We start from the raw sequence: 14,011 nt of genomic DNA on the forward strand, positions 1-14,011 counted from the left end.
GGAAATAATTATGGAAAACCTTATAAATCTTGAAATTTTAAGAGATAAATTTTCTAAAGATGAAGACAGTATTTTAGTAAACGTGAATTTAAACAATAATCAGAAATGTATTATTAGATGTAACTTTAAAATAATTCATGAGATATATGGAGCACTGGAACATATGACAGTTGCTCATTCTCCTGTCATTATAGGAAAGAAGAGAAAAGAGCTTATTCTACAAACAGTTAAAGAGCAATTATATAAAGAAGAATATATGGCCCCAAGGGAAACGGAAAAGGGTTTCTATTTTGGAGAACACAATTGGTATGACTTAGATGTTAAAAATGCAAAAGTTTGCTTTATTCGCAAATTTAACTCTTCTGACGTGGAATTGTTAGCAGAGCGTACTTACAGTGAATATAAAAATGGGGAAAAGATTAAGGAAACCTATTATTATAAGGATCAAAATGTGTATGTCACAACAGAAAGTTATTTTTGGCATGACAATCTCGTTAATGCACTAGTCAACCAACCTTTGCCTGAAGCAATAACTAAGATTCTATCTGATAACATTGTTATTGATCAAAATAATAAAACTTATTTTTATCAAGAGGTTAATGACGCAAATAATATAAGAATATTACCATCTGGTATTATAAGAGATCAAAGTTTTACTTTTTATGAATGGCTTGAACATAAGGACGAAGAAAACGTAGTTGTATCACTGCCTCATCATTTAGTATCAACTAATAATTTTCATGATAATGAAGTACTTATCCATTCAAATAGAATTCTTGGTGAACCGGTAACTACATTTGTAACCAATGAATGGATTCGTTCAATAGAATTAAACCGTTATGGTCGAGTTGTAGATCAATCTGGAATCAGTGTAACAGTTATTTGGGAAGATCAATACAACGCCGATTTTAATCAGCGTCACTATAAAGACCTGATTAAAGTAGACAATCCAATTACTTTAATAGACAGACCAAAACTCATAAAATTTCATGTTCTTGATACTGAAAATTGGGTTGGTTATGGATGGGAAATAGAGACTGGGATCAATTCTAAAAAAGTTGAGTTAATCGGTTCATTAAATGAAAAAAGATTAGATCCTTATATAAAATATAAATTTAGTGAGGGTAGATGGATGGATGACAATAAGATAAAGAAAAGATTAATGGATATACATGGATTAATTCCTAATTATCTAATTTGTCATGCTAGTCAAGTAAGTGAATTGACTAAGATGGAACAAAAAGCAGTAGAGCTATTATTGATTAATCAAACCCCATACCATTCTATGGCACTATTAAAAAATTTATTTAAAATGGCCGATACTAATGAAGCAAATTATGACTTTTATTTAGTACAATCTTTAATGCTGCAGCAAACATATAAAAGCCTAAGTTTATTTGAAAAGTTAACAGATGCTATGGTGAAGTACGGTACATCTATGCAATTAATTAACTGGTTCCAATATCAAGTAAATTCATTAAAATCTCCAATGGAAGAATAAAGGAAAAATTGTAGACTAAAAAATTTATCGATGTTATACTTAATTGTGAGAAATTAACATTATTCTATTGTGTATAGTAAAATTTAAAACATAAATTTTTAGGATAAAGAGAAGAACTCTTACCAAATTGGTACGAGTTCTTTTTATTTTAGGAGGTTATTATGGCAACCGATACCCTAATTGATCTTAGAAAAGAAATTGAAGTTAAACGTAAAGCAATGTACTTAGCAGCAAAAAAAGGTCTTACTCATCCTCAAGTAATCTCTATAAGCCAGGAACTCGATATTCTTCTAAATGTTTTAAATAGAGCAATAAATAAGCAATGATTTCAACAATAGAGAGCATGTTTTAAAGAAAATTGATAAACATGCTCTTTTTATTATTCATGAAGCAAAAATTGACTTATAGATTATTAAGTTTTACATAACTAGACAAATGAAAATTCAAAATATTTCTTTTTTAAGAAAATTTTGTAGAACTTTGTTAAAAAAAGAAGGAATTACATTATTTTATATTGAATAACAGTATAGTAAATTTTAGAAAATGAAAGGAGGGTGAATATGAAGAAAATATTATTAGGAATTATAGCTATTATTGCAATTGTAGGTTTATTAATATTTGTTAACAAATGGTACTATCCTCAATCACCAGTAGATAATTTATCACAGAAAGAAATTTTAAATAAACTAAATAATTCAGATGAAAAAGTAGTATTATTGTCCAAGGAAGAAGACAATACTTGGTATATTACTAAGAGTAACAATAATGGAATATTAGATGCTGATGAAGAAATAAAAAAAATGATTAGCTCAAAAGGATGGTCTTTCAAAGAAAAAGATGGAAATGGTCTATTTTTTGAAAAAGATGGGGAAACGTTAATTGTTTCAACCCAAATGTGGACAAAAAAGTATGTAATTGTTCAAGTACCACGGCAACTTTAATGGACTAAAAGTAACTCTATAATTTATTAACTGATTTACTTTTTGACCAGTTAAAATAAAGTTTACTTACAATCACACAAAACACCGTCAAGGGTGACCTGACGGTGTTTTATTAGTTGTTTAATATCTTTGTATTGTGAATTATATTGCTAAAGTTAAATAACAATAAAGTCGTTTAAAAATCTAATCCTTATACCACAATCGCGCCAGTTTGCGAAGAAATGTTTATTTTATCATTATTCCTTATTTCTTAGTCTATTAGCTAATAGAATATAAATAATTCCTATTGGCGCAATAATAATAGTAAACGTATAAAGAAGAAAAATTTTAATTAATTTCCAGATTATCAGAAATGGTAAGGGCAATATAACAACCATTCCCCCAGTCATTAAAGAAATAAGATCATCCCAAACAACACTCGCAAAAGGAAATAGTATTAAATTTACTCCGCAGAATATTATTAGCGTCAAACTATGATTCCCTTCTTGAGTCTGCCATAAAAGATAGGTAAATATTACGGCAACTATGTAACTTTTTATAAGGTACCCTCTATCAATTCCGTTAAATAATTTTGTTAAAAACACTTTAATCCCCCTTTTTATCGCATAAATTGAGGCTGAATTTTCGCTATTTGGCTCGATTGTTGAATAACCTTATTTACATTTTTAAACATCTTTATTGTAAATGTAACAAATTTCTTGATAATAATTTTAAATTTTACAAAATATTTACAACTACTATTATACAATTATGTTATTATATGTCTATCTAAATAATATTTTACATTTTATTATATTATTATGCCGAAAATTATTTAGAGAAATTATAATTATTTTTTTAAGGAGGAAATGAAGTTGAAGAGGATTGTTTTAAAATCAGCATTAGTGTCTGCAGTAGTAGCCTTGGGTCTTTCAATTGGTACAAATTATGAACAGGTAAAAGCAGAAAGTATCGAAAGTGTAAAAGAAGTTGAGAAAGCTAAAAAAGAGGAGAAACGGGAAAAAATTAAATCTCCTGAGAATGTTGAAAAAGTTGAGAAAGTAAAAAAATTAAAAACAGTTTCAAATAAAGGGAAAAATGAAGATAAACAAGATGGAGAAAAGAAATATAAGAAAGCAATGAAAATTGCTGAAAAGTACTTTAAGGAGAAAGGAATCATTCTTTCTAATAATTTTGATGATAGAAACTATCAACAGGCAATTATTTCCCTTGGAGCTGCTATTGAATCATTTAAAGGTAAAGATCAAGAAGAAATTCTTGAATTCGTAGGATTTATGGATTTATATGAAAACTACGCAGATAATGAGAGAATAGCGGTATTAAAAGAATCATTTGATAGTGGCGTGATTGAAGAAGATGAATTAGAAGAGTTACTTTCATTTACACCTGCTGACGATATCTTTACTAGTGAGTCTCCTGAGTTATATAATACTGATGGCATGGCTAGTGTAATGGCTGCTGCTAAAAATGGTTATGATAATATTAAAGCGCGTGACTATGCTCGTAAATGGACAAGTAATACGGAAATCCTAAGAAACAACAAAGCATATCCATACTATAGTAGTGTGAATAAGAATTGTCATTCTTGTTGGAATGATTGTACAAATTTTGTATCTCAAGCAATCTATGCTGGTGGTATGAAGTTCAGAGGAACAACGAATTGGCTTTCAAATAGTAACTGGTGGTATAACAATGCAAAACCATCAAATACATGGGGTGGGGCTCATAACTTTTATAATCACTGGAAAGATCGTGCTGCTGTAGTATCATCTGTAAGTTCCCTTCAAGTAGGTGACGTTGTTAATGCAGATTTTAAGGGAGATGGTCATATTGATCATACTGCTATAATAACTAAGGATGACGGAAAGCTTTCTAGCAATAAACATCTAACTCAACATACAGATGACTACAAAGAGAAAACTACATTAAAAAACTGGTATGATAAAGGTTACAAAGTTTACGGATACGAGATGGACAAAGCAAGTAACTGATTGAAATCATATTAATCTCTTTAAATTAGACTGTCGGCAAGATTTTAAAACTTAGCTGACAGTCTTTTATATTTATAGAATATGAAGCATAATTTTCTAGATGTAGATTTGAAATAAAAATAACTCTAATTAAAAATAAAGTGATAAATTTTGATCACGTAATATGTATCCTTTATAACAATTGTCTTTCAATTCATTATTAAAAATGATTAATTCACTCTTAGTAAGCCGCTTTAATGGATAGTGTGTTTGTGTTCCGCCTCTAGTCACCTTACAAGCAATTTTAGGGTTAATAGGAAATATGTATTCTAGGTCTCCTTGCTTATTAGTGAATCTACAAACAGGATTATCACTTGTTATAAATTCACCATTGGAAGGTGCTAAAAGTAAAACTACAACTAGATTATTGATAATGTCCAATGCCTCATCCATAATCGGTCCATTGCCAGCTAGAAACTTACGATGATTATTTAAAATGTAGCTATGAGCGTATTCATCATACATCGTCTCTAAAAATGGAAACAATCGTTCATCTTCTGGGATATTTATTAATTTAAAGTCTACTCCCCAAATTTTTTCACCAAAAAGCACATCAATTATTTTAAGAAGTTCTGGATGATACGGTATCGTTCTCCACTCCAATGAAACCATAAATTTAATAAGTTCATCACGTTTAATTGCTGCTATACTCTGAGAGTTAGGGTGTACAAATACTTCATTTGAAATTGCTGCATTAATTGAATTCCAATCATTTTCGTATTTTCTAGCCCAGTCAACTTCGATATCTTTTACATGTATAGATAGAATAGCTTTCTTTAACGCATCTTTCCCGGATTTAGATACAATACTTCCTTTATTATCAATAATTGTCCATTTGTCGAATTCATAAAATTGATTATTCATATCTAATACATTGTTCACAACTTTACCATCTATCTTTACAATGTAACCATTCAAGGGATGAAAAAATTTTTTGCAGTCATCCTCTGTGCTAATTGGTGAACCTGCTCGTATTGTATGGTAATTATCAATCCCAGCAAATTTTTTTGTTTTTTTACTACTGCCTAAACCATTTGCTCCTTTATCAACTACATATATAGATGATGATTTTCCATGCTTCCAAGCCCTCATATAAGTTTGAGGTGTAAGATGATGATAAACAGCTTCTGTGCTCATACAAATTCTCCTTTATTTTAAAAAATCTTAATTTTTTATAAAAAACTAGCAAGCTCTCCATTAGACCATGTATATAAAGCATTATCCTCTTTTTCAAACTCTTTTTGTAAGTAAATCATTGTCGTTTCAATCTTCTCATGGCCGAGTGATCTCATGATTTTATAAATATCGGCCCCGCTATGATAACTAATAATCGCAAAGCAATGCCGAAAAACGTGTGGAGTGATTGGATTAGGTCTATTTTCAATCCATTCAAAGCCAGCTCTTTTTACCACTTTATTAATGTAGCGGGATAAGTAAGAATTACGATAAGCATTTCCTTCAACATTAACGAATAGTGGAGAAGTATCTTTAGGATCAAGTACGGTTTTAAGCCCTCGTATTTTCCGAAATTCCACTATACTATGATAGACTTTCGGCTTAATAGGAGCTATCCGCTTTTTATTTCCCTTCCCATGAATTTTTAAGAAGTATTCACCTCTTACATGATCATAAGTCAGATCACATACCCTCGCTCTACAAAATTCGATATTACGGATACCAGTAGTTATAAGAACATGTAATATACCAAATATAATGGGATGCTGCTGCTCCTTAAAAAACTTCAATAATTCAACCGCTTCTTTTGGACCAAGATCACGATCCGGCCGCTCATCCGCAGAAACAGTTGCGGCAGCTAAACGATTTGTTAAATCAATCTCTATATAACCATTCTTATATAAGAAATTTAAAAATCCTTTTATAATAGTAGTTTTTCTTGCAATTGTTGCTGGGGAGTAGGATTCACGCCCTTGCAACAAAGGCAATTTATTCACCATCCACTCCTGATAACTCTTAATATGCCGTGGCTCCAAACTTTTGAAAAGAGAACCTTCATTAATATAGCTAATATCTACTCCCATTTCTTCAGAGAATTGAACAATGTTTTTAGAAAACTGTAATAATTCTCTCAAATACTCTCGCTTTGTACCTTCCGAAATTGTTTTGTCCTTATCAATGTTCTTTCGTTGATGGCAATAGTAGTAAAGAATTTCATAATCATTGAAATAAGTAAAGGAAGAATTACTTTTATCTCTTTCTGCTTGATCAATTCTTAACTCCAACGCTTCATAATACTCTTGGGATAAAAAGGTATTAATCAGTTGCGGAACTGTCATGTTTTGGAAAGAAGCTATTTCTTGATTAATCGAAATTAGTAATGACACATTAACACTCCCAATAAACATTTTTAATATATGTATCTATTAAATGATTTATAAAACTATATTTATTAATTAATTTTAACATAATAGGTAATTAAAACTATTGTTATAAATTAGATAAATCTAAATAGGTGTAAAAAATACACTATTTGTTTCACTTTTATTTATTTATCTAATTTATTTCTTTTTTGTATATATTAAATCCATTTAATATAATATTATTAGATTATATAAAATAATAATTGGTTATAAATTTATATAATTAATTTATAGAAAAGTAGATGATAAAAATAAATACCTTTGTTGTTTTATTTTTCCTTTTTGTTATTTCGACTATATTGGTACTTTCTCGAATAGAACAAAGGAGAAAATCAGTTTATGAATTCCGGAAAGCAGGACAGTCTAACAAAGATATCAGTTTAAATAAGTCATTAAAGGGAAAATCTCAAAAACCAGTAAAAAGCAGAGAGACAGAAGCTTTTCAAAATAATGATTATTCCTACTATCGAGAAGCACAAAATGAGCCAAGTTATAATATGCCTGATTCACCCTCAAGCTCATCCAATTCTGAGTCATTTTCAGGTGGTGGTGATTGAGATTTAACTACATAAAAGAATTAAACAAATTATAATTTTAAGGAGATTGAAAAATGAAAAGTATAGGTGTAGTAAGAAAAGTAGACCAGCTTGGAAGAATTGTTCTACCTAAGGAGTTAAGAAATACTATGGGCATAAAAGTAAAAGATCCGCTGGAGATTTTTGTAGATCAAAATTCTATCATTTTAAAAAAGTATGAACCAAATATGCAGTGCATGATAACTGGCATATCCTCACCTAAAAATAGAGTTTATGCCGGTAATATCGTACTGAGCCCAGAAGGGATAGAAGAATTAAAGAGAATGGTTGCTATTCAAAAAGAGAATATTGTAAAAGAATAAACTTTATGGAGGTTCGACAGATGTTGGAAATAGATAATAATAAGAGAAGATTTCCAAACAAATTTAATTTTTTCTCCGTTTTCAAAAAGAGGGATTACGAAAGAACAAAATCCGAAAATATTATTGTGAACGTAACTTTTGCTATTTTTGGAAGTATTTCAATTATAAGTGTAGTTGTCGCGATAACTGTTCTTTTAGGTCATCTAAATAAAGATATCAATGAAACTGAAAAAAAGGCATATGAATCTGTAGCAACTGAGATAGGAGTAAGCGAAAAAGATATTATCTTATCACAAAAACTTCTTAAACCTGGAACTTATATTGCTAAAACATCAAAAGGTACATATACACTCCAATTTGATGAAGAATTAAATATTAAAAGAATTGTTAAAGGAGAATAGATGAAAAAAATCTAATAAAATGTGATAAGGTATTACACTAACATAGACTTTCAATTTAAAAGAGGGATTACAATGGGCATTAAATCAATAAAGCAAGCTAATTCTATTAAAACACTAATGAATTTATTAAAGGATGCTCCAAAATCAATGATTGCTCCTGTGATTAAGCTAGTTACAATAAAGGATCATAAACAAAGGTTGTCCTACTTAAAGACATTACCAGAAGATACTTTAATTTATTTATTGAAAGCCACTACATATCTCGTTTTATCAAGTGGAGTAGTATTAAAAGAGTCTGTCCATGAAGTTTATTTAACACCTGAAATAAAAAGCTTCTTTGATAAAGTAAAAGAACAAACGGATAAAGCAGGGGAAATTACAAAAGAAACTGTTTCCCTTGCTGTGGACGCAGTAATAGGAACAATCAGTTTTGTCACTGTAGCTGGTATTGTATCTCTTGGTGCTTTCTTACTGTTAAACCCACATATAGCTCTTGCCGCAGCATCTGCCAGCATGATGCTATTTCTTTTCACTGAGATGCTTATATTTCTAATTCCTTCTAAAAATAAGAATTAGGTTTTTAAAAAAGCATGAAAAAGGAAAAAAATATTTATGTTGTTTAAAATAGGAAAGTCAGTCAAAATAATAAAGGGAATTTATTAAGTTAATATAAGAAATAAGGAGAGTAACTACAATGACGGACCATAATAACTCAGAAGAAGAGTATATGACAACAGACCAAGTTGCTCTTTTCCTTAATCGATCTAAGGGTTCCATTTATAATTATGTAAAAGAAGAGCTTCTGACTCCAGTAGCGGATCATCCAAAATGGAAAATGCGTAAAACAACATTATTTAGAAAATCGGAAGTTGAACAATTTAGAGAGAAATTAACTAAACCTGGCATTACGACATTAGAAGCAGCTAAAGAATTAGGCATTGAGTACACCGCTCTAATGCCTTTTATCTATAATGGGACTTTACAAGCAGATAGAAAGATATTTCAAGGAAAAGAACGACATTTCATAAAAAAAGAAGAACTAAGTTGTTTTAAAAATTCAGAAGTCTTTAGAAATTTTTTAGAAAGAAAGAAAAAGAACAAGAGAGCTACCCAAGATGGCTGGATATTATTTCAAAGGTTAATTAATCCGGAATCAAATGTTATGGCCCGAATTATGGAATTAAATGAAAATCAGTCATTAGTTATCACCGAAGAAGACGAGCAATTCCCAATTGAGGAAATTGTTCAACGTGGTTTTATGGCCCAACATCCAATTACAGATATGCCATATATAACGAGAAAAGGTTACGCAAAATTTAAGTTTTTTAAGCCCTACAGTATTCATTCAGACATTTTTCAAGTAATTGACTATCTTTATCAGCTTATTACTCATAAGAATGTAAAGATAGTAGTAGAGCATAGCTTCATTTATTTGGATATAAAGCCAGTCTTTTTAGAAGGAATGAGCCAAGATTTCTTCTCTATTCTAAATAGTGGACTTTATGAAGGAAAGGTAGAGCAACAACCTAGTGGTGTATCTATAGATTCTGATCTTGAGCCACTTTATCTAAATGTACCTTCACATTTAAAACAACTTATAAAAGAAAAGGCCAAAAAAGAAAATAAAACCATTGAAGAACTATCCATACAAGCCCTAATAAAAGGGTTGAACGATTAGGTATAAAGTTATGGTATAATTTTCATAGGTATATTATAACTATGGAGGTTCTAAAATGAAAAAAAGATATTCTTTACCAATAGCATTTATATCTTTAATAGCTTTATTCTTTTTACCCATTGTTCCAAACAGTTATGCTCAAACAAAAAATATTCCACCACAGTATGATTGGGCATCATCTTTTTCAGAAGGACTTGCTTCTGTTGAAATAAATGGGAAAGATGGTTTTATTGATAAAAAAGGAAAAATGGTTATTAAGCCTCAATATGGTCAAGCTATGGGGTTTTCAGAAGGTCTTTCTGGAGTAGAAATAAAAGGAACATACTTATGGGGTTTTATTGATAAAAAAGGAAAAATGGTCATTAAGCCTCAATATCATAATGTTTCTAGTTTTTCAGAAGGTATGGCACAAGTATTCTTAAACGGGAAGCAAGGGTATATTAATAAAAGTGGAAAACAAGTGGTCAAACCTCAATTTAGGTGGTCATCTGATTTTTCAGAAGGTTTAGCTGCTGTTGATATAAACGGAAAAAAAGGGTTTATTGATAAAACAGGGAAAGTTAAAATAAAACCCCAATATGATATTGTAGAAGATTTTTCCGAAGGTAGAGCTGTAGTCGCAAAACTAGATAAAATTGGTTTAGGTAGGTATGGGGTAATTGATAAGAATGGAAAAATAATTATTCCACTGAAATATGATGATATTACTAGTTTTTCAGAAGGATTAGCCTCAGTTATGTTAAATAGACAAACGGGCTTTATAGACACTAATGGAACTTATGTTATTAAACCCCAAGATTGGCGGGTAGCAACACATGGAGACCGAGGGTTTCATAATGGATTATCTAAAATGCTGACTGGGCAAATGTTTAACGAAGATTTACAATTCATTGATAAATCAGGGAAAACAGTTTTTAAAGTTCCAAATAATTATGATGATGTAGAAAGTTTTTCAGAAGGTCTAGCTGAAGTATATATAAAAGGGAAATTTGGTTTTATCGATAAAACAGGAGCCATTAAGATTAAACCTCAATATACCTATGTTTCCTCATTTACTGAGGGTATGGCAGTTGTAGGAACTAGTTCTAAAAATGGTGATAGATATGGTTATATCGTTAATCCTTTAAAAAAATCAAATTGATTTATAACTAAGTTTTTTATCCCTTCAAATGCTTCTATTTTTATTTAATAGCTTTGCTTTATTTATAGAACATTGATTTGAAACTTCTTAATTATTAATATATGAATATATTTATCAATTAAAAATAATAAATATTCTAAAAAGAAAGCATCCTAAATTGTGATAAGCTCACTATTTAGGATGCTTTTCTTTTTTTATGATATTAAAGATGAGAAGTAATATTTAAAAAGGCGCAAGTCTTATTATTTTCAGTATTTCCAACGTTCATTGCTATTAAAGCCAAGATTATTTTTTGTTCCTTCTCTAACAAAAGTACCCTTTAATTTAATTACATCTTACTATTCTGCTCTGTTACGATACATAAACAGTGTAATTGCATTTAATATTATTGTACCGATGAGGAGGATTGCTGGAATAGAGGCAATAACACTTATTGTATCCATAAGAGCCCCCCAATCCTCAGCCTTTACTCTCTCATAAAAACTACAAATCTGGAAAAATAACGATATAGAACAAGCACTGAGGCTCACAACAGCAAGAGTAACCCAATTCCTTGAACGCTTTTCATTTCTAATTATATTTATAACTGGAAGTATCCAAGCAATTAGTCCAAGCACGAGGCTACCAAGATTAAGCCAACCAATCATATCTAACCCCCCATTATTATCTTTATTCTTTCATTTTTTCACCAACAAACCTGTACATTAGTTTAATAAGAAAAACTGAATTGTAGTTAATTCCGACTCATCCTTTTTATAAACGGTATGGCTTTCTTTAAAACGTTACATCTTTTTTATAAACAGTACGACTTTATTTCAAAATTAATACTTATACAGAAGAAATAAGCGGGCTCTTTTTCTTATTGTTTGTCGGGATATTTTACCACATTACATTATGGTAGTCTATGATAAACTGGAATTATAGACCAATTAAGGGTATAATAGGAGACTTAATAGTCGCAGAGGGGAAGTTTTTCGAGTTGGTGAGAAAAACAGAAGAAGAGAGGCTGTGAGAGTTGGATAAAAGCTATTGAATAAGAAAAGATTAATACAATTTATGGTTTTGTATGAGGGAGATAGAAAATGAGATTACAAGAAATCATTGATATAGTTAAGGAATATTTTTTTCTAGCATTAATAGCAGTAATTGTTTTAGCTATCATTTTCTTTCTAGGGTATTTCATTGGATATAGAAAACTCTTTAGAGGGGAAAAAAGTCTTCCAAAGAAGCAATTGCTCATTGGAGGATTGTTTACTGGATATGTAATCATGATTATAGGAGTAACCTTTTTGAATAGAGGTTCGAATATTCAAGGTATGAATTTATCTTTTTTTAGTACATACAGAGAAGCTTGGTATAGCTTTAGCTTAAGGTCTTGGCAGTTCTTGACTTTAAATATATTCATGTTTGTACCGTTTGGTATCCTTTTGCCACTATTACATTCACATTTTCAAAGAGCAATTTGGACAATCGGAGCTGCATTATTATTTACGATATCCATTGAAAGTGTCCAATTAATGACAGGATACGGTAGTTTTGACGTTGATGATTTATTTAACAATCTATTAGGTGCAATCATTGGATACGGTATTATTATGGGCTTTATCACAATAAAAGCGAGGGGAATAAAGCGGTCATTTTTGTACTTTTCACCTTTATTTCTAGTACTTATCCTATTTGGAAGCATGTTTACTTACTATCAGTTGAAAGAATTCGGAAATATGTCCATCATGTCTACTCATAAGACTGATATGACACAAGCAACAACCACTATTGATATACAGCTAGATGATATTAAAAGAACAGTGCCAGTTTATATGGCACCAATCTATACAAAGGATGCTGCTAATAAATTTGTCATAAATTTTTTCGAAAAAATAAATGTTGATACATCAAGTAGAGAGGTTATTCCCTATCAGAATGAAAGTATTTATTGGATTGGGCATGAGAGATCTCATAATATATGGTTTCATTTCTTAGATGGAAGTTATAGTTATACGGATTTTTCAAAATTTAGCGATGGGATGATGCCAAAGGATGTAGATGAAGAAACCTTAATAAAAAACTTAATACAATTCGGTATACATATACCACAAGACTCACTTTTTCAAAAAGTTGATACTGGAAGCTATGAGTGGACTATAGATAAAAAAGTAATAGAAAATCAGCTAATAGATGGTGTTTTAAAGGTTAGTTACTACAATGATGATACAGTGAAATTAATTGACAATCGTTTAATAACTTATGACAAGGTAAAGAATGTTCAAATAAAAAGTGAACAAGAAGCATACAGAGAAATTTTAAATGGGAAATTTCAACATTACTCAGAAAATAATATAATAAAATCCTTACATATCCACAAAGTAGAGGTAAGTTATTATTTAGATTCCAAAGGTTATTATCAACCTGTTTATGCTTTCTATACTACAGTAGATGGAACGGATATCACTATCTTAATTCCAGGAATCTAGAAAACCTTATTTCAAAGCTATAAGATGGCTGAAGGAAAGAAAACGAAAAATGGAGGAAATGAAAGAAAATAAGAGAACGCACTTTTCGTTTTCAACCCCCATTTTTGAGATATTTCCCAAAGGGAAATCGCCAAATTCGGCTGACTTTAAGCAAATATGGCGGTTGACTCGTTTTTTAACTTTGTAAAATGTCGATTATGTTAACTAGATTATAAAATAGTAGGTAATTTTGATAAATATTCATGTTTCAGTTTTATTATAATGGGTATATAGGGGTTTGATGAGTATTGTATAGTGGTATATGAGAAAGTTGGGCTGCTATGAAGACATATTTAAAAAGATTTGTTATTTATTGTCCAAACATTGATAATGTGGTTAATCAAGAAGTAAGTTTCAGGATTGTAGATGGTAAGGAAGAGTTTTCTGCAACTTGTACTGGTATAAAGGAAAGTTGTTTTCATTGTCCTATTATTCAATATAATAGCAGTAAGATTGTTGATTGAAATTGGATTGTTCTAAAATCGAGAATATTTTAATTTATATAAATAAACAGGAAAAGGATCTTTCAAGGT

The 14,011-nt window shown here is 30.2% G+C and carries 15 protein-coding genes; 11 read left to right on the forward strand and 4 right to left on the reverse strand.

Features of this window, described 5'->3' with window-relative positions; translation table 11 throughout:
- Positions 1-10: 10 nt before the first annotated feature.
- The 3 genes from BFA01S_RS09540 (at position 11) to BFA01S_RS09545 (ending at position 2,442) form a co-directional block, all read left to right on the forward strand.
- Positions 11-1,501, forward strand: a complete 1,491-nt coding sequence (locus BFA01S_RS09540) for a hypothetical protein (RefSeq protein ID WP_066229018.1) — start codon at positions 11-13, stop codon at positions 1,499-1,501.
- A gap of 161 nt (positions 1,502-1,662) precedes the next feature.
- Positions 1,663-1,827, forward strand: coding sequence for an aspartyl-phosphate phosphatase Spo0E family protein (locus BFA01S_RS21865; protein WP_082799928.1), 165 nt, complete (start codon positions 1,663-1,665; stop codon positions 1,825-1,827).
- 234 nt (positions 1,828-2,061) lie between these two features.
- Entirely contained in the window at positions 2,062-2,442 is a 381-nt protein-coding gene (locus BFA01S_RS09545; RefSeq protein ID WP_066229020.1) for a hypothetical protein, read from the forward strand.
- Positions 2,443-2,678: 236 nt separating this feature from the next.
- Here the strand turns inward: BFA01S_RS09545 and BFA01S_RS09550 are convergent, their stop codons facing one another.
- The gene (locus BFA01S_RS09550) at positions 2,679-3,026 is read right to left on the reverse strand and encodes a hypothetical protein (RefSeq protein WP_066229025.1); all 348 of its coding nucleotides are present in this window, start codon (positions 3,024-3,026) and stop codon (positions 2,679-2,681) included.
- Positions 3,027-3,296: 270 nt separating this feature from the next.
- Between BFA01S_RS09550 and BFA01S_RS09555 the strand changes: the two genes are divergently transcribed.
- Positions 3,297-4,433 (forward strand): amidase domain-containing protein, encoded by a 1,137-nt coding sequence (locus BFA01S_RS09555; protein WP_066229028.1) that lies wholly within the window; start codon positions 3,297-3,299, stop codon positions 4,431-4,433.
- A 129-nt stretch (positions 4,434-4,562) separates the two neighbouring features.
- On the opposite strand, the gene BFA01S_RS09560 is transcribed toward BFA01S_RS09555, so the two are convergent.
- Positions 4,563-5,609, reverse strand: a complete 1,047-nt coding sequence (locus BFA01S_RS09560; RefSeq protein WP_066229031.1) for a DUF4238 domain-containing protein — start codon at positions 5,607-5,609, stop codon at positions 4,563-4,565.
- A gap of 35 nt (positions 5,610-5,644) precedes the next feature.
- Positions 5,645-6,814: a tyrosine-type recombinase/integrase gene (locus BFA01S_RS09565; RefSeq protein ID WP_066229040.1), complete on the reverse strand. Its 1,170-nt coding sequence runs from the start codon at positions 6,812-6,814 to the stop codon at positions 5,645-5,647.
- Between the two features lie 278 nt (positions 6,815-7,092).
- On the opposite strand from BFA01S_RS09565, the gene BFA01S_RS09570 reads away from it, so the two are divergent.
- The 6 genes from BFA01S_RS09570 (at position 7,093) to BFA01S_RS09595 (ending at position 10,968) form a co-directional block, all read left to right on the forward strand.
- Positions 7,093-7,407: a hypothetical protein gene (locus BFA01S_RS09570; RefSeq protein ID WP_066229042.1), complete on the forward strand. Its 315-nt coding sequence runs from the start codon at positions 7,093-7,095 to the stop codon at positions 7,405-7,407.
- A 53-nt stretch (positions 7,408-7,460) separates the two neighbouring features.
- On the forward strand, positions 7,461-7,748 hold the full coding sequence (locus BFA01S_RS09575) for an AbrB/MazE/SpoVT family DNA-binding domain-containing protein (protein WP_066229045.1): 288 nt from the start codon (positions 7,461-7,463) through the stop codon (positions 7,746-7,748).
- 20 nt (positions 7,749-7,768) lie between these two features.
- Positions 7,769-8,149, forward strand: coding sequence for a hypothetical protein (locus BFA01S_RS09580; RefSeq protein WP_066229053.1), 381 nt, complete (start codon positions 7,769-7,771; stop codon positions 8,147-8,149).
- 72 nt (positions 8,150-8,221) lie between these two features.
- Complete coding sequence (locus BFA01S_RS09585; RefSeq protein ID WP_066229056.1) at positions 8,222-8,725, forward strand: hypothetical protein; 504 nt, start codon at positions 8,222-8,224, stop codon at positions 8,723-8,725.
- A 118-nt stretch (positions 8,726-8,843) separates the two neighbouring features.
- A complete protein-coding gene (locus BFA01S_RS09590; protein ID WP_066229058.1) occupies positions 8,844-9,827 on the forward strand; it encodes a helix-turn-helix domain-containing protein in 984 nt (327 codons plus the stop codon).
- A gap of 55 nt (positions 9,828-9,882) precedes the next feature.
- Entirely contained in the window at positions 9,883-10,968 is a 1,086-nt protein-coding gene (locus BFA01S_RS09595) for a WG repeat-containing protein (RefSeq protein ID WP_066229064.1), read from the forward strand.
- 338 nt (positions 10,969-11,306) lie between these two features.
- Here BFA01S_RS09595 and BFA01S_RS09600 read toward each other — a convergent pair whose 3' ends face one another.
- Complete coding sequence (locus BFA01S_RS09600; protein ID WP_066229067.1) at positions 11,307-11,615, reverse strand: hypothetical protein; 309 nt, start codon at positions 11,613-11,615, stop codon at positions 11,307-11,309.
- A 435-nt stretch (positions 11,616-12,050) separates the two neighbouring features.
- Here BFA01S_RS09600 and BFA01S_RS09605 point away from each other — a divergent pair, with 435 nt between their 5' ends.
- Positions 12,051-13,439 (forward strand): VanZ family protein, encoded by a 1,389-nt coding sequence (locus BFA01S_RS09605; protein ID WP_066229071.1) that lies wholly within the window; start codon positions 12,051-12,053, stop codon positions 13,437-13,439.
- Positions 13,440-14,011 lie beyond the last annotated feature (572 nt).

This window comes from Metabacillus fastidiosus NBRC 101226 (genome assembly GCF_001591625.1).
GTDB lineage: Bacteria > Bacillota > Bacilli > Bacillales > Bacillaceae > Metabacillus > Metabacillus fastidiosus.